Genomic DNA, 19,873 nt, shown 5'->3' with positions numbered 1-19,873 from the left:
CAGAGGAGTAGACTAGCAATGATTTGATAACCTAGCAAAAATTTCTGCCCCTAAAATCGGGGTTTATTAGTAGAGTGCAACGACAATCAAGGATGAACAGGACAAGGGAGACAAGAGAGACAATTAACAATTCAAAATTCACGCATTCACGCATTCAAACATTTTAGACATTTTCAGACGAACGCGAATGCGTCTCTAAGAGTTGAGAAGTGCCAAGCGATAGGTTAAGAGCGTTGTGGCAACTACGTTCGATTTAAACCCCGACTGAAAATGATCGGAGGCGGAGTGGCTCCGACTCCGCACTACGTGTAATGGTTGGGGTCTTAAACCCTTTGATTGACGATAAAATATTTGACAATTTCGCCGCGTCACTCCTTTCCGGCATCTGAAAAAAGTAGAGGGGTTTCATGTGTTTTGTACGCTGTGCGTCTAGTCGCTGATATTGTTGATAGCTGATAACGAATTCACCATTCATGGGATAAGGATTTCAGATCATGGGCAAATTTAGACGCGTACCCGTTGGGATTGTTGGCGCGTCGGGCTATGGAGGAGTACAGTTAGTACGGCTACTGATGGATCATCCAGAAGTCGAACTGGTTTATTTAGGCGGTGAGAGCAGTATCGGAAAATCCTTCGGGGATCTCTACCCGCATCTGGCTCATGCAACTACCCTGCTAATAGAAGCAGTAGAACCAGAAATAATTGCTCACCGATGTGAAGTAGTTTTCCTGTCTTTACCAAATGGTCTAGCTTGCCAAATCGCGCCCAAATTGTTGGAAAAAGGATGTAAAGTACTAGATTTGAGTGCAGACTATCGGTTTAGTAATTTGACAACTTATACAAATTGGTATGGCATTGAGAGAAGCGATCGCACAATTGCAGCTACAGCAGTTTATGGATTACCAGAACTTTATCGCGATCGCATTGCCGAAGCTCAACTCGTTGGCTGTCCTGGTTCATATCCCACCGCTAGTCTTCTTGCACTTTCGCCACTCTTAAAGCAAGGCTTAATCAGACCAGAAACAGCTATTATCGATGCCAAATCTGGTACATCTAGCAGTGGACGGCAAGCTCAAACTAATTTATTACTAGCTGAAGCAGACAACTCTATAGCAGCTTTCAATATTGGCCGTCACCGTCATACCCCAGAAATTGAGCAAATTTGCAGTGACTTAGCTGGTCACGAACTCATGATCCAATTTACACCGCACCTTATCCCAATGGTACGCGGTATTTTGGCAACGGTATATGCCACAATGAGCGATCCCGGTCTAGTGCGAGATGATTTAATTACAATTTTCTCAGCCTTCTACCGCAACTCTCCTTGGGTGAGAGTCTGCGGTAGCGGCGTTTACCCTCAAACCAAATGGGCTAGTGGTAGTAATCTTTGTTACATCGGTGTAGAAGTTGACCCGCGCACAGGTCGCGTGATTGTCATGTCAGCAATTGACAATCTAATTAAAGGACAGGCGGGACAAGCGATTCAGTGCCTAAACCTAATGATGGGCTGGGATGAAACTTTGGGGTTGCCCAAGTTGGGGTTTTATCCATAATTAGGGGAAAGGGTACAGGGTACAGGGGAAAGGAAATACCTGTAACCTGTAACCTAGTCCCCAGTCTCTACTTCGGCCCTAAACCCACAGCACCAGCATAAACGGCGCGATCGCCTAGTTCATCTTCAATTCGCAGCAAGCGATTGTATTTTGCTACTCGTTCGCTGCGACAGAGAGAACCTGTTTTGATTTGACCGGCACGGGTTGCTACGGCTAAATCAGCGATCGTTGTGTCTTCTGTTTCACCAGAACGATGGCTAATTACTGAACGGATACTGTTGCGAGTTGCTAAATCAATTGTTTCCAAGGTTTCAGTAAGAGAACCAATTTGGTTGAGTTTAATCAAAATGGCATTAGCAGCTTTTTCCTGGATGCCTCTTTGCAAGCGAGTAGCGTTGGTAACAAATAAGTCATCGCCTACCAATTGCACCCGCGAACCTAACTTCTGGGTGAGCAATTGCCAACTTTGCCAATCTTCTTCATGCAAGCCATCTTCAATTGACACAATTGGGTATTGGTCAACTAGTTGTCCTAAATAATCAATAAATTCAGCCGGGGCGTGAGGTTTACTATCGTAAACATACTGACCATTCTTGTAAAATTCGCTAGCCGCTACATCCAACGCCAAAGCTACTTCTTCCCCTGGCTTGTAACCAGCTTTCTTAATGGCAGCAACTAGCAATTCCAAAGCCACCTGATTAGACTCTAGGTTAGGCGCAAAGCCACCTTCATCGCCTACACCAGTGAGCAAACCCTTTTCATCTAATACTTGACTGAGGGTGGCAAACACTTCTGCACCCCAGCGTAAGGCTTCCCGGAAGGAAGTTGCGCCAATTGGCACAATCATAAACTCTTGAAAATCCACGTTGTTTGATGCGTGTGCGCCACCGTTAATCACGTTCATCAACGGCACTGGTAGCAAATTCGCTAAAGGGCCACCCAAATAGCGATATAGAGGAATTGCTAAAGACTCAGCACTAGCTTTAGCAGCTGCTAAGGAAACCCCCAAAATCGCATTAGCTCCCAAATTGGATTTGTTAGCAGAACCATCTATGGCGATCATTGTCCGGTCTAGGAGTTCTTGGTTGAGGACATCCAAGCCTAACAATTGAGGTGCAAGTGCTTCCTTGACGTTTTGTACTGCTTTGAGTACGCCTTTGCCCCCATAACGGCTTTTATCGCCATCACGCAGTTCGTGAGCCTCAAAAGTGCCAGTTGAGGCACCACTGGGAACCTGCGCCAGTCCTACAACACCATTGGCTAAATGCACTTCGGCTTCAATTGTCGGTCTACCGCGTGAATCAAGAATTTCACGGGCTGCGATCGCAACAATTGCAGTATCTAGAAATTTACTCATCTGTACTTTATCCTTTGTTCGAGTCTGTTACGCATACAGTCCATCTGCCTAACCCAATCGCTAGCATAGGCGGTTAAGAGACTTTATTGGCTGAGATTAAAGAAGATTTCCATTATATGGATAGGGATCAACGCCAAAAATGGGCAAGAGAATGTTTATCCTGTCCTTGATCTTTTAATTGTTTCCCTGATGGCATTTCTACCTTCAGACTTTGAGCTAGGTAAAATATTGGCAGAGAATAAGACTAAATCAATTACAGAGAAAAGGTCAATATGCGATTACTACATACAATGCTACGGGTGGGCAATCTTGAAGAATCCTTAAAGTTCTACTGTGAACTTCTAGGAATGAAATTACTACGCCGAAAAGATTATCCCGGGGGAGAATTTACCCTGGCTTTTGTTGGCTACGGCGACGAAAGCGACAACTCAGTGATAGAACTAACCTACAACTGGGGGGTAGAAAAGTACGAATTGGGTAATGCTTACGGTCACATTGCCCTTGGCGTTGATGATATTTACGCTACGTGTGAGGAAATCCGCAATCAGGGCGGTAAAGTCGTGCGCGAACCAGGGCCGATGAAACACGGTTCGACAGTAATTGCTTTTGTGGAAGATCCAGATGGGTATAAAATTGAACTGATTCAACTGGGAACTCAAGGATCAGCAGTCAAACAGGAATCGCAAGAGCAACTTGTGAGTCAGTAATTCTCATAATTAAGAATATTAAGTCAATACGCTTGGGTTAAGGCTTGATCCTGCTTAAAAAGGCTTGTCATGAGCCACATTTTTGTAACAGTCAAGGTATGGCATTGGCCAACATCCCGCCCAGAACTTAAGTTCTGGGCTGATAGCTGAAGTCCACTTAAGTGGACTGAAATTTTCCCTAACACAAATTTAGCCATCGACATCGCTTAAGATCTTATATTTAGTCCTCTTGAGAGGACTTTAGCTATTAGCCTCGGAATTTATTCCCAGGCGGGTTAACAACGAAGCGTCAGATTTGATTTATTTGATGTTGGTAATGATAAGCCTTAAAAAGGAGCGAATTAAGCCACCCAGTAAAACCCTATCAAAGGCAATAAAGTTGTAGGGAAATTTACACCGATGTCTTGAAAAGTTGAGCTACATAGGGCGAAATTGCTTCTTGCTGCACACCGGCATTTCATGCAGGTAAACCCAGATGCGCGATACTTTTCGCTTTTTGCCTCCCCTTTTTAGGCGGGTTAGGGGAACTTCTCTGCATAAATCCTATTAATATTACGCCCATACTGTCGTTGATGAGCAACACTAATAGCTTAGGCGTAGCCCCTCGTAGACATCGCTCCAATATTACCATTTGGTAAAGTCCGTTCAGAACAGTGTTTTCGTTTTAAATTAGAAAATAGGTAATGGATTAAATTATCACCAATTACCAATCCCAAATTGCCACTGGAGATACACGCGGATATACGCCCAGAATGTTTGGATAATTAGGGACTAGGGAAGAGTTTCCAATACCCAGTCCCCAATACTTCGGCTCCTTTCGACTTCGCTCAAGGCAAGTCGCTCAGTACAAGTCCCCAGTCCCCACTCCTTAAACTAAAAATCAAAATTCCAAAATTATAAAGATGCAACCTACAGATCCAAATAAATTTACTGATAAAGCTTGGGAAGCGATTGTTAAATCTCAGGATATAGTCCGTGCTTATCAACAACAGCAATTAGATGTTGAACATTTAATTATCGCCCTGTTAGAAGAACCCACTAGTTTAGCAATACGTATCCTGGCTCGATCTGAGGTCGATCCAATCCGCTTGCAGCAGCAGCTAGAAGCCTTTACCCAACGTCAGCCCAAAGTTGGTAAAAGCGATCAGCTTTACCTTAGCCGCAATTTAGATATTTTACTAGACCGAGCCGAGGAAGCTAGAGCTAGGATGAAAGACTCCTACATTTCTGTGGAACACATACTTTTGGCCTTTGCTGAAGACGATCGCGTTGGACGAAAGATACTCAAAGGCTTTGGTGCGGATGCAGCTAAACTAGAAGCTACTATCAAAGCCATTCGCGGTAGCCAAAAGGTGACAGATCAAAGTCCAGAATCCCGCTATGAAGCCTTACAAAAATTTGGCAGAGATTTGACAGAACAGGCAAAATCTGGAAAACTCGACCCGGTGATTGGGCGGGATGACGAAATTCGGCGAGTAATTCAAGTATTGTCTCGTCGTAGTAAAAATAACCCCGTGCTAATTGGTGAACCTGGGGTAGGTAAAACAGCGATCGCAGAAGCTTTGGCACAACGAATGGTAAACGGTGACGTTCCCGAATCTTTGAAAAATCGCCAGCTTATCTCTTTAGATATGGGTAGTTTGATTGCTGGGGCAAAATATCGGGGTGAATTTGAAGACCGTCTAAAATCTGTTCTCCGGGAAGTTACGGAATCTAATGGTCAAATTGTCTTATTTATTGACGAACTACATACCGTAGTCGGCACCGGTTCCAATCAACAAGGGGCAATGGATGCCGGAAATTTGCTCAAACCAATGCTGGCGCGGGGAGAACTGCGTTGTATTGGCGCTACTACCCTCGACGAGTTCCGCAAACACATTGAGAAAGACGCTGCCCTAGAACGCCGCTTTCAGCAAGTATTTGTCGATCAGCCAACTGTGGAAAATACTATTTCCATTCTGCGGGGGTTGAAAGAACGCTATGAAGTGCATCACAACGTCAAAATTTCTGATTCGGCTTTGGTAGCAGCAGCAACACTGTCAGCGCGTTACATTAGCGATCGCTTTTTGCCAGATAAAGCCATTGATTTGGTGGATGAAGCAGCAGCACAGTTGAAAATGGAGATTACCTCCAAACCAGCAGAATTGGAAACCATTGATCGCCGCCTCATGCAGTTAGAAATGGAAAAGCTATCATTAGCTGGCGAAGAAAAGGGTATCCCCCAAACGAGAGAACGTTTGCAGCGCATTGAACAAGAAATCGCCAATTTAACCCAAAAGCAGCAAATATTTAATGAGCAATGGCAAGGTGAAAAGCAGATATTGGAGGCTATAAGCGCCTTAAAGAAAGAAGAAGATGCGCTGCGAGTGCAAATTGAACAGGCGGAACGCGCCTATGACCTAAATAAAGCTGCCCAACTGAAGTATGGCAAATTGGAGGGAGTGCAGCACGAGCGCGAAGCCAAAGAAGCGAGCCTTTTAGAAATTCAAAACCAAGGTTCCACGTTGCTGCGAGAACAAGTCACCGAAGCTGATATTGCGGAAATCGTCGCTAAATGGACAGGAATTCCCGTCAATCGCCTATTGGAATCGGAACGGCAAAAGTTGCTGCAACTAGAAAGTCATTTGCATCAACGAGTCATTGGGCAAGAAGAGGCTGTAGAAGCGGTAGCAGCTGCAATTCGCCGCGCCCGTGCGGGGATGAAAGACCCCTCTCGTCCCATTGGTTCATTTTTGTTCATGGGCCCCACAGGCGTGGGTAAAACCGAACTCGCCCGTGCTCTAGCTCAGTTTCTCTTTGATTCTGATGATGCATTGGTGCGCTTGGATATGTCTGAGTATATGGAAAAACACTCAGTTTCTCGGTTAGTGGGAGCGCCTCCAGGATACGTAGGCTATGAAGAAGGCGGTCAACTTTCCGAGGCGGTTCGTCGCCGTCCTTACTCAGTGGTGCTGTTGGATGAAGTCGAAAAGGCGCACCCCGATGTGTTCAATATTTTATTGCAGGTGTTAGATGATGGGAGAATTACTGACTCTCAGGGAAGGACGGTAGATTTTCGCAACAGCGTCATTGTTATGACTAGTAACATTGGTAGTGAACATATCTTGGATGTATCTGGTGATGATTCCAAGTATGAAACGATGCGGAAGCGGGTAATGGAAGGCTTGCGATCGCATTTCCGCCCGGAATTTCTCAACCGCGTTGATGATATTATTCTCTTCCATACCCTAAATCGCACGGAAATGCGGCAGATCATCCGTATTCAACTCAAGCGGGTAGAAAATCTCCTGCGCGAGCAAAAAATCTTCTTTGAGATATCCCAATCTGCCTGTGATTACCTTGTCGAATCAGGCTATGACCCTGTTTATGGTGCCCGCCCACTCAAACGGGCAATTCAGCGAGAAGTAGAAAACCCACTCGCCACCAAATTATTGGAAAATACTTTTATCTCTGGAGACACGATTATCATTGATAAAAATGAAAACGGTTTATCTTTTAGCAAAAAAGTCCTGGTGAAGGTATCAGTACCACAGATTGCTACATAGTTATTAATTGCGTGGAATATATTAGGGACGCACATTTGTGCGTCCCTAAGAGGATGTTTGAAAAGTCCTATTGTCGGTATCAAAAGTTTTAGATCCCCCTAAATCCCCCGATAAATTGGGGGACTTTAATTCCGATTCCCCCCTTTTTAAGGGGAGCCAGCGCGGTCTTGGGGTCTCCCCAAGTGGAGCGACTGGCGTGGGTTAGGGGGGATCTAAAAGTGCCTAAAGTCACAGCGAAACACTTTTCAAACAACCTCTAATGTGTGTTGTATCAATTTGCTTCTGATGAATTACGAATTAGAATGAGAAACTGTTATTTTCAAAGTTTTTCCGGGAATCCTGTAGTTGTATACCCATCACATTTGTTAGTCCATCAGCTTAGGTAGGCATTGTTTATGCAACTCATCACCTCTTTAGATATTAGAAATTCAGAATATTTATCAAAAAATCGGCTCATTAGTTACCACCACCAGTTGCGTCTAATTTTTTCGCTAGGTAATCAGGTAAAAAACGTTCTGGAAATTGGGATTTTTAATTCTTTGTTAACGGACATTTTGAAGAACAATGGATACAACGTCACTACCGCTGATGTTGACCCCAATCTCAAGCCAGAAATAATTTTGGATCTGACAACAGATTTTTCATTACCAAAAGATAAATTTGATGCGATTGTTCTGTTTCAAGTGCTGGAACATTTTCCTTACCCTGACTCAGAAGAAGCATTGAGAAAACTTGCCGAAGCAACCAAGAAATTTTTGGTAATTTCAATTCCCTATTGCACCCAATACTTGGCATTTCAGATCAAAACCTCTTTCTCCGGAAGACCAAGGCATTTATTACTCAATGTGCCAAAATTCTGGAGTACAAAACCAGTATGTGACGAACACTACTGGGAAATGGGTTTGAAAGGATATCCCAAAAAGCGGATTTTAAACTCTGTTGCCAAAGCTGGGTTAACTGTCAAGCAAGAATTTATCGATCCTACTTATCCGTACCACTATTTTTTAGTGTTGGAGAAGAATTCTAGCAATACTTAGTATACCTTTGCGGGAAATCGGAACATTTTTTTAAACGCAGAGGGGCGCAGAGTAAAGCGCAGAGGGACACAGAGGTTTGCCCAATTTATTCTCTACTAATTAATGAAATGTTGTATTTAGACAGCAGTCTCAACTAGGCTAAGAAACCTGCGGTGAAAATCGGGAGTAGGGAAATCCGAATCACAAAATGGGGGCAAACAATGCTTAGAAAAGGAGCGATCGCCTAAGTTATGCTTTTAAAATCCTAATTGGTATCATGCCCTTCTATGTTCTCCGGGTTTATCCTGGAAAGCAGAAGGCTAGGCTGTATTAGCCGCTATCATCATTTCAGATACTAACGTCGAAGATTACCAATTATGCTAGAACAAGGCACTATCAGTATTCATACTGAGAATATTTTCCCGATCATTAAGAAGTCGCTTTACTCAGATCACCAAATCTTCTTGCGGGAACTGGTATCCAACGCTGTAGACGCCATCCAAAAGCTGAAAATGGTATCCCGCGCCGGAGACTACGCTGGAGACATCGGCGAACCGGAAATTGAAATTGCCATTGACAAAGATAAGAAGACTCTCTCCATCTCCGATAACGGTATCGGGATGACCGCCCAAGAAGTTAAGAAATATATCAATCAGGTTGCTTTCTCTAGTGCTGAAGAATTTATTCATAAGTATGAAGGCAAATCAGATCAACCTATAATTGGCCACTTCGGTCTTGGTTTCTACTCTTCCTTTATGGTGGCGCAAAAGGTAGAAATTGATACCCTCTCATATCAAGAAGGAGCGCAGGCAGTTCACTGGACTTGCGATGGTTCCCCAGCATTCACTCTAGAAGAATCGCCCCGGACAACTCGCGGCACTACTATTACTCTCAGCCTGCAAGGAGAAGAGGAAGAATTTTTAGAATTAGCACGGATTAAGAATCTTGTCAAGACCTACTGCGACTTCTTGCCAGTCCCAATCAAACTGGACGGTGAAGTATTAAATAAGCAAAAAGCACCGTGGCGAGAGTCTCCGAATAACCTGAGTCAAGAAGATTATTTAGAGTTTTACCGCTACCTGTATCCTTTTCAGGAAGAACCGCTGTTGTGGGTACATTTAAACACTGACTATCCCTTTATCATCAATGGGATTCTGTATTTTCCCAAAATGAGACCGGATGTAGATGTTACTAAAGGGCAGATCAAGCTATTTTCCAATCAAGTTTTTGTTAGCGACAACTGCGAAGAAATTATCCCCCAATTTCTGATGCCGATGCGGGGTGTGATTGATAGTACCGATATTCCCCTAAACGTATCGCGCAGTGCCTTGCAAGGCGATCGCACCGTGCGAAGAATCGGTGATTACATTGCCAAAAAAGTAGGCGATCGCCTCAAAGAACTCTTCCGTGATAACCGCGAACAATACATTAGCGCCTGGAAAGACCTTGGCACCTTTGTAAAATTCGGCGTTCTCAACGACGAGAAATTCAAAAAACAAATCGAAGATATCATCGTCTTCCGCACCACCGCCAAGCTGACAGAAAAAGTTGCTGCCCAAACTCCAGTGGTTGAAGTACAATCTTCAGACGGGGATGCTTGGCAAGATGTGACTCCCTCACCCAGTTCTGAGAACTCAACACCCAGCGCTCCTTACACCACGCTCAAAGAGTATCTAGAACGTAACAAAGAACGTAACGAAAACCGGGTTTTCTACAGCACTGATGAAGCAACCCAAGCTACATACATAGAACTGCACAAAAATCAAGGCTTGGAAGTCCTGTTTATGGACTCCTTCATCGACACCCACTTTATCAACTTCCTAGAGCGGGAATATCAGGATGTTAAGTTTACACGGGTGGACTCCGACTTAGATAATACCCTGCTGGAACAAGACAAAGCTACGGAAATTGTTGATCCCAAGACGAATAAAACTCGGAGTGAGAGCATCAAAGAGTTATTTGAGAAATCCCTCAACAAACCCAAACTCAACATCCGCACCGAAGCTTTAAAATCAGACGATCCTCATGGGACACCACCTGCGATCGTTCTTTTACCTGAGATTCTCCGCCGGATGCGGGAAATGAACGCCATGATGCAGCAGCAGTCAGTAGAGTTTCCCGAAGATCACGTTTTGCTGGTGAATACTGCTCATCCGTTGATTCAAAATCTGGCAAATCTTAACCAAGGTAGTATTATTCAAGGTGACGGTCAATCGTCTACCGATCAGTTAGTGAACTTGATTTGCCAACACGTCTACGATTTAGCGCTGATATCTCAGAAAGGATTTGACGCTGAGGGAATGAAATCTTTCGTCGAGCGATCGAATGAGGTACTCACCAAGCTAACGGAACAAGCTAGTAAGTAAGAATAGTTAGGAGTAGAGACGCGATTAATCGCGTCTCTACAGGAGTATTGAGTAGAGACGCGATTAATCGCGTCTCTACAGGAGTTATTTCTCCCCCTGCTCCCCCTGTTCGCATCTCCTTTCCTACTTCTGTTGCCTAAGACCTAAAATGGAAAGGCTGTATTAAAATAACAATCTGGAGATACTTGCTATGTCCCGTCGCTGTCAACTAACTGGTAAGAAGGCAAATAACGCTTTTGCTGTTTCCCACTCCCACCGCCGTACTAAACGCCTTCAGCACGCTAATCTGCAAAACAAGCGTGTTTGGTGGGAAGGCGGAAATCGCTGGGTGAAGTTAAAGCTGTCTACCAAAGCAATCAAAACCCTACAAATTAATGGGTTAGAAGCAATGGCAAAAGAAGCTGGCATTAACCTGAATCATTACTAATTGACACTCCCACGGCTTCAAGCCGTGGGATTCTTGGTTCACCGAGCCGACTTGTCTTAACTTGTTGCCAGATCAAAATAGAGGTCGAAGTTAGGCAGATATCTACCTAAAATTAATTACGAATTACGAATTACGAATTACGAATTATTCAGTCATTGCTGTTGTATCTGTTTTTGTACCCAAAGACGAAAAGCCTTGAGCGTTGCATTTCTACCTGCTGTTGTACTTTGCTCCAAATATTGGGGAATCGTTTCAATTAGTTTAAATTTAGGAAAATTTAGGCTTTGCTGAGACTCTACATAATGCCCGTCTTGCAGAACATTAATTTGGAGCTTTCCTTTATCAAAACGCCAAAGTTCAGGTACTTTTAAAGCTTCATAGATATTAGGATGAGTGCGAGAAGTAATATCAATTTCTAGAGCTAAATCTGGAGGTGGATCTACTGTTAAATCTAGTCGCTTCTTGCCGCGAATCTTGGATTCATTTTTGATATAGAAACACTGGTCAGGTTCTATACCTTGAGCCATTACTTGATTTTTGAAAGTGGTAGAACCAAGGCTGATAAACTCAGTATTTAGCTCTTCCAGAAGGGCTTTGACTAAATCACCAATAATTTCTTTGTCATATTCATGTTCTGGCAGTGATGCCATAATCTCCAGTATTCCGCTGTCATAAGCAATTCGTGCAGCACGGTGTTCCCCTAAATCCTCTAAAATTGTTTCCAATTCCTGCCAGGTTACATCTCGCAGTAACACCCTTTGCCCTGGTGGAACATGGATGCGCTTTAATTCCAACAACATCATCTCCACTCCCGTTAGCTCAAACCTAAATTTAGCTTACTCCAGTTAAGGCGACAATTGTTTGCTGCTTCATCACTAAATTGTCGGATGCTTGGACACGCAGCAGTTTGTCGTCGCATCTCGCCTGCTTAATAAACCCCTTTATTGAAGTGTATGGGGCGATCGCTCCTAGAAAAGCGTAATTTAAAGAAAAAACCTCTGGAGTTTCCAGAGGCTTTGGTTCCTGATTTAGTTTCTACTGCTTACTACAATTTTTCCTCAGTCATTTCCCGATAATGAAGGAAATTATTTGATTTGAGTAGTTACTCAAGTACTCATTAGAACTTACGCAAGAGTTACGGAATAAGGTAGATGCAAAGCGGCTTGCCGCAGCTACCACAGAGGAGACGGAGAAATAAGAGTTTGAGAGATACTTTGCGTAAGTCCTACTTATAAGTAGTAGGACAAAAATATTTACAGTCATTGCGAGCGTTCGCAATGACATTGTCTAATTAATTCTGTCTGACTACTTAACTAAACGCTGATTACCAGGAAATCCTGAGAGGGATACCTTGTTGATAGCGCAATCAGGGAGAAGAGAGACGCGAGAAATCGCTTCTCTACTTATGGTTTTAATCGCAATATGTGATTAATTCTTCACCTGTGGCTGTGAACCAGGAATAGTTACATCTATTGCTGTCACCTGTACTGCTAGCTTCGTCAATGGCGGTTGAATAGCGGTTTGATTCCCCACCACTAGAGTCACTATCTTTTCTGGCTTGAGGTATTCTCGTGCTACTCGTTGCACATCAGCAGCTGTGGTGGCGGCGACGGCTTTTTGATAGCGAAAGAGAAAATCAGCAGGATAGCCGTAATATTCGTATCGCATCAACCGTGATAAGGTTTGACTAGGGTCTTGAAAGTTGAATACAAAGGAGTTGAGTGTAGACTCTTTCGCAAAAGCGAGTTCTTTTGCTGTAACTCTTTGAGTTTGGATGCGCTTGATTTCATTTTGTAAGGCTTTGACAAACTGCACAGTAGCATCCGATCGCGTTTGTCCACCAGCAATAAACATGCCAGGATAGTCGAAACGGGGACTCCAGTGGCCATATACAGAGTAAGCTAAACCTTGACGCGATCGCACTTCATTAAATAAGCGTCCACCAAATCCACTTAACACCCCATTCAATACATCCAGCGCCGCATAATCAGGACTGTCAAACCGTCCGCCTAAATGCCCGATAAGCACACTACTTTGCGTCAGTTGTGGCTGATTGACAAAAAAGACTCCACCTCTATTAGCTGGCGAAACATTTGGTAATTTGGGTTTAGCAATACCTGGGTTGCGCTTCCAGTCGCCAAACTTAGCTTGAATGAGCGATCGCATTTTCTTGGTCTCAAAATCTCCCACAATCCCCAAAATCATATTATTGGGGTGGAAATATTGCTGATAAAAGTTGAGCAAATCCTCACGCTCAACCTGATTTACTGTTGCATACTCTATCGTGCGAGCGTATGGACTATCTTTCCCATAGATCAATTTCTTAAATTCTCGGCTAGCAATACTATCTGGATCGTCATTGCGACGAGCAATGCCACCCTTAGCTTGTGTCTTAGCCAAGTCTAGCTTTTCTTGAGCAAATACTGGCGATCGCAGCACCTCGGCAAACAGCCCAAACACCGTTTCTAAATCTTCACTCAGTGCGCCAAAGCTAGCACTACCAGAAGCTTCACTAATACTGGTTTCTACAGATGCCGCGCGTTGTTCCAACATCTCATTAAGTTCATCAGCCGAATGCTTCTTAGTTCCTCCAGTTCGCATCACCGCGCCTGTAAAACCAGCTAAACCAACTTTCTGTTGTGGTTCCAAGCGATTTCCTGTCCGTACAAACGCCGTCCCATTCACCAACGGCAATTCGTGATCCTCCATTAAATAGACAACCAAGCCGTTTTGGAGAACAAACCGCTCATACTTGGGTAACTTGATCTCACGTAGCGGTGGTAACTGCAACTCTGTGTAATGCTTTGCCTCAGCCGTCGCCGCTAGAGAAAAATTACAAGTTAAAAGTAAACACGCAAAAACACCAACCAAAGCATAAATAAGCCTCTTCCCATTTTGGATTTTAAGTCGCACCTTTGGTGCGCTTCCAGCGCAACTTAGATTTTGGATTTTGAATGTGATCTGCTTTTTACCCTTCACCTTAAACCTCTGCATATCTCTCTTCCTTTGCGCCCTTTGCGGTAGCCTACGGCAGCCGCTTCTCTACGAGACGCTTTGCGAATGCGTCTACGTTGTTCATCCTTCTTTCGACAACAGCTTACCAATCGTGCGATTTTTCGGCGTAAACGTTTCCTTTGCCACCCGTTGAATATCAGCCGTCGTCACCGCCGAAATATCATCCAACTGCTTAAACAAATTCCGCCAAGAGCCAGTTTTCACCTCATATTCCAACAATTGTTGAGCCATCCCCATATTGGAATCGAGGGTACGTAACAAACCCGCCCGTGCTTGGGTTTTCAACCGTTTCAAATCAACCGTCGCTACAGGCTCAGTTTTTAATTTGTCAATTTCTTGGCGCAAAGCCACAGCCAACTCATCAACCGTATGACCAGGAGCCGTGAGAGCATAGAATAACATGACGTTTGGGTACTTATCTCCAGGAAAACCGCTGAAACCTTGGGCATTTAGCGCCAAACGCTGCTTTTCTACCAAAGACTTATACAACCGCGACGTGCGCCCATCACTTAATAAACTGCCAATGATTTCATAGACTGCATTATCTGGATGGGTAATTGCCGGACGATGATAACCTTCTAAATACCAGGGTTGAGAAGGTAGCTGTAAAGTAACTTCCTGTGTTTTTTGTTGTGGGGGTTCCACCGGAATTTTTTCAACAGCTTTGGTTCTTGCCAGATAGCGGCCAAAATAAGTTTGCGCCAGTTTTTTCACCTCAGCCGGGTTAACATCTCCGACAATAGCAATGGTCAAATTACTTGGTACATAGTGAGTATCAAAAAACTTTTGGACATCTTCTGGTGTCAGATTACGGATATCTTCGTCATAACCAATCACTGGACGTCTGAAGGGATGAACTTTGTAAGCAGTATCAAGAAATTTCTCCACCATCAGTCCAATGGGTGAATTTTCCACCCGCATCCGTCGCTCCTCTAAAATTACATCTTTCTCTTTATAAAACTCACGACGAATTACAGGATCGAGAAATCGTTCCGACTCCAGCGACATCCAAAGTTCCAGCTTATTGGCAGGAAAGCTGTACAAATAACGGGTAGCTTCGGTTGAAGTATTGGCATTTAAGTTTACACCTCCCGCTTGTTCAACAATTTGCCCCAATTCGTTTTGCTTGACAAGCTTGGCTGCTTGCGCTTCCACTCGCTTAAACTCAGCTTCTAACCGGGCAACCTCATCTTTTTTGCCATCGGCTTTCGCTGTTTTAATTTGGCCATCTAATCGTTCTAAGGTTTCTAATAGAGGTTTTTCTGCCTTATAGTCTTCTGTACCAATGCGCGTTGTGCCTTTAAACGCCAAATGTTCTAGAAAGTGAGCTACACCAGTTTTGCCATCTGGCTCATCCACACCACCGACATTCGCATAGGTAAGAAAAGAAACCACAGGCGCTTGATGTCGTTCTAAAACAATGAATTTTAGACCATTGTCGAGGCGAAACTCCGTTAACTCCTTGATAACTCGATTCAGATAAGGTTGGATCGAACTTTCAACTGGTGGAGTTTGAGTTTTTGTAGGTTGTAGAACTCTTTGGGGAGGAGGTGCTGTCTGAGTTTGAGCCAGAGCAATTTCTGGCAGCAATCCCCACCAGAGGATGATCAAAGCCAACAAAGCGACGAACAGCCGCCGCAATATGAAAGACACCTTATCTGACCAATCCAAAATCGTTCGACTGAGCGTACCCCTACTCAAAAGCCAGCTACGCGTAGCGTCTCGTAGAGAAGTCGTACTCCTTCGGAGAAGCAAGCTACGCGTAGCGTTCCGTAGGAAAGTCCCCAATCTAAAATCTAAAATTGACTGACTGTTCTGGTTCATAAGCACAAATTAAGATAAAGTTACACTACCTAAAAAACAGGTTACTTAGCAAAATGAGGTTAATCTTGTATTAAGCATGTTAGGCTTTTTGTTCTTGACGTTAGACAATAATGCTACAAATCGTGTTCCGCAAATTTCACCATAACTGTTATGCGAGTTTTTAATTCTTCCCCACCCTCAGAGGCTCAGACGCGCACCCGGATTTTACAGGCAGCACAACGGTTGTTCGCTGCTCAGGGATTTGACGGCACTACCACCCGTGATTTAGCACATGCGGCAAGTGTAGCTGAAGGCACTCTATTTCGTCATTTTCCCAATAAAAAGGCAATTTTAGTGGAAGTAGCGACGAGTGGATGGGTGGAGATTCTCACAGATTTGCTGACAGAATTAAGTGAAATGGGCAGCTATAAAGCCGTAGCTCAGGTGATGCGTCGCCGGATGTGGAACTTCCAAAAAAATGCCGATTTAATGCGCGTTTGTTTTATGGAGGTGCAGTTTCACCCCGACTTGCGCGATCGCATCCAGTTAGAAGTCATTACCAAAATGACCGACGTGGGCGAAGCATTCTTTCAAACAGCGATGGATAAAGGCATTTATCGCAAAATGGATGCAAAGCTGGTAGCCAAAGTTTTCTTAGGAATGTTTGCGATCGCAGGTTTTTCTAACAACACCCTCATGGAACCTGACGCCTCCCCCCAACAAATGCAGGAAATGGCAGAAGGACTCGCTGATATCTTCCTTAATGGTGTTTTAGCTAAAGATTAGGGAGTAGGGAGTAGGGAGTGGGGAGTAGGGAAAAAACAAGTGAGACACTTCTTCAATAGACCTATTACAAAAATCCCTAACACCCCACCCCCAACCCCTCCCCGCAAGCGGGGAGGGGAGCGTTTGCGTTAGCAAATGCGGGGTGGGGTTCTTTATTTTTGATTTATGCAAGAGGTTTAATAATGATTCCTTGTCCCCTTATCCCCTTGTTCCCTTTCCCCACTCCTCACTCCCTAATTCCCACTCCCCACTATTTTCGCTTGCTGGCTCCACTGTTGTACTAATTCAATTGCTGGACACAAATCTCGTCGCTGCATTGTTGCCACTTGCAAGCGCATGATTTGTTGGTGCAATCTGTGAGTGGGAGTCTGAGCTAACTGCGCCACAGAACCAATACCCGCATGGAGCAATAAACCACAATATTGTATGCCTACACTGGGAATACGCGCCAAGTCAGCTAAAGCCATCCATTTATTTACATAGTGAAGATGAATCTGTAGTTTATTTGCTAATGCTAGTCTTTCCTCTAGAGTTTTGCCTTGTTTGATTAGCGCTACTGTGCTAAGAATTCCACAATTGTGCAGTTGAGATTGTTCCTCGTGGCTTAGTCCAGGTAATTGCTCGATTGGCCAGTCACGAGATTGGATACGACTCTGATTATTTGTATTTTTAGCAGACATTTTTGAAATTAAAATATAGGCTTGTTTAGATATTGTGAGAGTCGCTTCTTTGCAAAATAGGACTTACGCACGGGTAACGGAAAACGAACCACAGAGAAGCCAGTGCGCCCTTGCGGTTCCCCGACTTGAAGCAACTGGCGCGGCGCAGAGGTCACGGAGGAATGAGAGTTTGAGAGGGTTTTTGCGTAAGTCCTAGCAAAAAATAGAGGTAATATCATGTCTGGGTAATTGCTTATGATAAAACAAGTGAGTGTAAAGATGACTAATTGGAGTTTAATCGTAACTAATTACCAGGACATGATATTAGCCTACGGCATAACACACCCTACAGCTTATATTCCGCAGATTGGCGATCGCTAATTGTAGATTAAAAATTTCATGCGAGTAGGGACGTTGTTTAGTTTACAGCAGCACTAACTAAACCATTGTGCCTGAGCAAAGCGATCGTACTTGGTTCACGACCCCGGAAAGTTTTAAACACCTCCATTGGATGCTGACCACCACCAAGTGCCAGCACCGTATCTCGATAACGCCGACCTGTAGCTTTTATAGCCTCTTCATCTTCTAGCCCAGCTTCTTCAAAAGCGGCAAAAGCATCAGCACTTAGTACCTCGGCCCACTTGTAACTGTAATAGCCTGCTGCATAACCACCCTCAAAAATATGTCCAAAAGCACATAAAATTGAATCTTCTGGAAGTGGTGGTAAAACAGTAGTAGTCTTGGCTATGCGATGACGCACATCTGAGGGAGTTTCATTACTACTAGGGCGATAGCGATAGTGTAGTTCTAAATCAAGGCTGCTCAGGTGGATCTGCCGCAACGTGGCAGATCCACTCATATAATTACGCGCCGCTAGCAGCTTTTGATAATAATGCTCCGGTAGGGCTTCACCAGTTTCGTAATGCTTCGCCATTCCAAAGAAAGTGGTTCGCTCATAACACCAGTTTTCCATAAACTGACTAGGTAATTCCACTGCATCCCACTCCACATTATTGATGCCTGCGGCTCCGGTATAGTCAACCTTAGTGAGCATGTGGTGCAATCCATGACCAAACTCGTGGAATAAAGTCTCTACTTCATAGAAAGTCATCAAACTAGGTTTACCATCTACGGGAGGACTTTGATTACAAACCAAATAAGCTACAGGTAAGCGGATGGCAGTCACACCATTTTCAGTGATTTTGGCCCGATTGATGCACACATCCATCCAAGCACCACCGCGTTTCTCGGCTGGACGGCTGTAAGGGTCTAAGTAGAAGTACGCTATGGGAGAACCAGTTTCGTCAGCAATTTGGAAATAACGGACATCTTCATGCCATACTGGCGCTTGAGCATCGGCAGAGGTGACAGTGACGCCAAATAGCCGCTTGACTAGTCCAAATAAGCCGTCTAACACTTGGGGAAGAGGGAAGTAGGGACGCAATTCTTCAGCGGTAAAGGCAAATTTTGCTTCTCGTTGGCGTTCTGCCCAAAAGCTGATATCCCAGTGTTTTAAATCCTCAGCTTCTGCTGCTAAGAGTGCTGCTGCAAAAGCTTTGAGTTCTTCCAAGTCTTTGACAGCAGCATCATAACTAGCGCGGCGTAGTTCTTCTAATAGAGCGTTGACTGCCTCAACGTTGGGAGCCATTTTACTAGCTAGGCTCAATTGGGCAAAACTTTTAAAGCCTAGTATATCTGCGAGTTCTTGGCGCAACTTTAAAATCCGCTCAATTAAGGGGTTGTTATCCAAATCGCCACTAGAAGCGCGGGTGATATGAGCTTTGTAGAGCTTTTCGCGCAAATCTCGACGGGTACTGTGCTGCATGAAAGGGCCATAGCTGGGGAAGTCCAAAGTAATCCGCCAGGGGCCATTTTCTGGTGTAGCATTGCTTTCGCCAGATGCACGAGCCGCTTGGGCTGCTAAACTCACTAAGCTTGGTGGTAAACCGTCAATTTCCGCTTGTGTTGTTAGGGTTAAGCTGAAGGCTTTAATGGCATCAAGTACATGGTTAGAGAATTTGGTAGAAAGTTCTGCTAACTCCATTTGTATGGCGTTGAAACGCTCTCTTGCCTCTCCTTCTAAGCCAACACCAGAAAGTTCTGCATCTCGAATGGCGGCTTCTACAATGCGCTGTTGGGCTAATTCTAAAGTTGCCCAACTATTACTGGTACGGAGTGCCTTAAAAGCATTATAGATAGGTTTGCTTTGACCAAGCTTGTTGATAAATTGTACAACTAGTGGCTGTACAATTTCATGAGCTTCGCGCAGTTCCGGGCTATTTTTAACACCCATCAAATGATTCACCACCGCCCAACTCCAGGTAAGCCTTTCAGTCAGCTTTTCTAAGGGTTCTACTAAACCACTCCAAGTAGGCTGTACATTAGCCTCTAATGTGGCAAGCTGCTGGTCAAGTTCTGCCAACAACTGATTGAAGGCTGGTACTACTCGTTCTGGTTTAATCTCTGCAAAGGGAGGTAAACCAGTGCCTTGAAGTAAGGGATTGTCGGAAATAATGGTACTTGCACTCATAATTTTGTGTGAACTGCGAAGGAATAAAAATCATTGTTGATTTTTATATATATATCTTCTAATGTAGCGATCGCTGTGCTAATTAGTCTTGCCATTATGACAAAAAGGC

13 protein-coding genes are annotated in these 19,873 nt (G+C 44.2%); 7 read left to right on the top strand and 6 right to left on the bottom strand.

Annotated features, from left to right (window positions below):
• Nucleotides 1-494: 494 nt before the first annotated feature.
• On the top strand, nucleotides 495-1,553 hold the full coding sequence (gene argC / locus LC653_RS15415) for an N-acetyl-gamma-glutamyl-phosphate reductase (RefSeq protein ID WP_229495302.1): 1,059 nt from the start codon (nucleotides 495-497) through the stop codon (nucleotides 1,551-1,553).
• 67 nt (nucleotides 1,554-1,620) lie between these two features.
• Here argC and eno read toward each other — a convergent pair whose 3' ends face one another.
• The gene (eno, locus tag LC653_RS15410; protein WP_229495301.1) at nucleotides 1,621-2,910 is read right to left on the bottom strand and encodes a phosphopyruvate hydratase; all 1,290 of its coding nucleotides are present in this window, start codon (nucleotides 2,908-2,910) and stop codon (nucleotides 1,621-1,623) included.
• Between the two features lie 272 nt (nucleotides 2,911-3,182).
• Here eno and gloA point away from each other — a divergent pair, with 272 nt between their 5' ends.
• The 5 genes from gloA to rpmB all read left to right on the top strand — a co-directional run bounded on the left by gloA (nucleotide 3,183) and on the right by rpmB (nucleotide 10,971).
• Entirely contained in the window at nucleotides 3,183-3,617 is a 435-nt protein-coding gene (gloA, locus tag LC653_RS15405) for a lactoylglutathione lyase (RefSeq protein ID WP_229495300.1), read from the top strand.
• A gap of 902 nt (nucleotides 3,618-4,519) precedes the next feature.
• Nucleotides 4,520-7,162 carry an ATP-dependent chaperone ClpB gene (clpB, locus tag LC653_RS15400; protein WP_229495299.1) on the top strand — a complete coding sequence of 881 codons (2,643 nt, stop codon included), beginning with the start codon at nucleotides 4,520-4,522 and terminating at the stop codon, nucleotides 7,160-7,162.
• Between the two features lie 395 nt (nucleotides 7,163-7,557).
• Nucleotides 7,558-8,199: a class I SAM-dependent methyltransferase gene (locus LC653_RS15395; RefSeq protein ID WP_229495298.1), complete on the top strand. Its 642-nt coding sequence runs from the start codon at nucleotides 7,558-7,560 to the stop codon at nucleotides 8,197-8,199.
• Between the two features lie 356 nt (nucleotides 8,200-8,555).
• Nucleotides 8,556-10,544, top strand: coding sequence for a molecular chaperone HtpG (gene htpG / locus LC653_RS15390; RefSeq protein ID WP_229495297.1), 1,989 nt, complete (start codon nucleotides 8,556-8,558; stop codon nucleotides 10,542-10,544).
• Between the two features lie 190 nt (nucleotides 10,545-10,734).
• Entirely contained in the window at nucleotides 10,735-10,971 is a 237-nt protein-coding gene (gene rpmB / locus LC653_RS15385) for a 50S ribosomal protein L28 (RefSeq protein ID WP_229495296.1), read from the top strand.
• A gap of 152 nt (nucleotides 10,972-11,123) precedes the next feature.
• Here rpmB and LC653_RS15380 read toward each other — a convergent pair whose 3' ends face one another.
• The 3 genes from LC653_RS15380 to LC653_RS15370 form a co-directional block, all read right to left on the bottom strand.
• The gene (locus tag LC653_RS15380) at nucleotides 11,124-11,771 is read right to left on the bottom strand and encodes a Uma2 family endonuclease (protein WP_229495322.1); all 648 of its coding nucleotides are present in this window, start codon (nucleotides 11,769-11,771) and stop codon (nucleotides 11,124-11,126) included.
• A gap of 628 nt (nucleotides 11,772-12,399) precedes the next feature.
• Nucleotides 12,400-13,965, bottom strand: a complete 1,566-nt coding sequence (locus LC653_RS15375) for a M16 family metallopeptidase (protein WP_229495295.1) — start codon at nucleotides 13,963-13,965, stop codon at nucleotides 12,400-12,402.
• Between the two features lie 81 nt (nucleotides 13,966-14,046).
• Nucleotides 14,047-15,639, bottom strand: coding sequence for a M16 family metallopeptidase (locus LC653_RS15370; protein WP_229495294.1), 1,593 nt, complete (start codon nucleotides 15,637-15,639; stop codon nucleotides 14,047-14,049).
• 321 nt (nucleotides 15,640-15,960) lie between these two features.
• Here LC653_RS15370 and LC653_RS15365 point away from each other — a divergent pair, with 321 nt between their 5' ends.
• Nucleotides 15,961-16,575 (top strand): TetR/AcrR family transcriptional regulator, encoded by a 615-nt coding sequence (locus LC653_RS15365; RefSeq protein ID WP_229495293.1) that lies wholly within the window; start codon nucleotides 15,961-15,963, stop codon nucleotides 16,573-16,575.
• A 233-nt stretch (nucleotides 16,576-16,808) separates the two neighbouring features.
• On the opposite strand, the gene LC653_RS15360 is transcribed toward LC653_RS15365, so the two are convergent.
• The gene (locus LC653_RS15360) at nucleotides 16,809-17,255 is read right to left on the bottom strand and encodes a DUF4332 domain-containing protein (protein ID WP_229495292.1); all 447 of its coding nucleotides are present in this window, start codon (nucleotides 17,253-17,255) and stop codon (nucleotides 16,809-16,811) included.
• A 397-nt stretch (nucleotides 17,256-17,652) separates the two neighbouring features.
• Nucleotides 17,653-19,764 carry a M3 family metallopeptidase gene (locus LC653_RS15355; RefSeq protein WP_229495291.1) on the bottom strand — a complete coding sequence of 704 codons (2,112 nt, stop codon included), beginning with the start codon at nucleotides 19,762-19,764 and terminating at the stop codon, nucleotides 17,653-17,655.
• Nucleotides 19,765-19,873 lie beyond the last annotated feature (109 nt).

Source organism: Nostoc mirabile CHAB5784, from assembly GCF_020829645.1.
Lineage (GTDB): Bacteria > Cyanobacteriota > Cyanobacteriia > Cyanobacteriales > Nostocaceae > Nostoc > Nostoc mirabile.
This window is presented reverse-complemented; position numbering and strand designations above follow the sequence as displayed.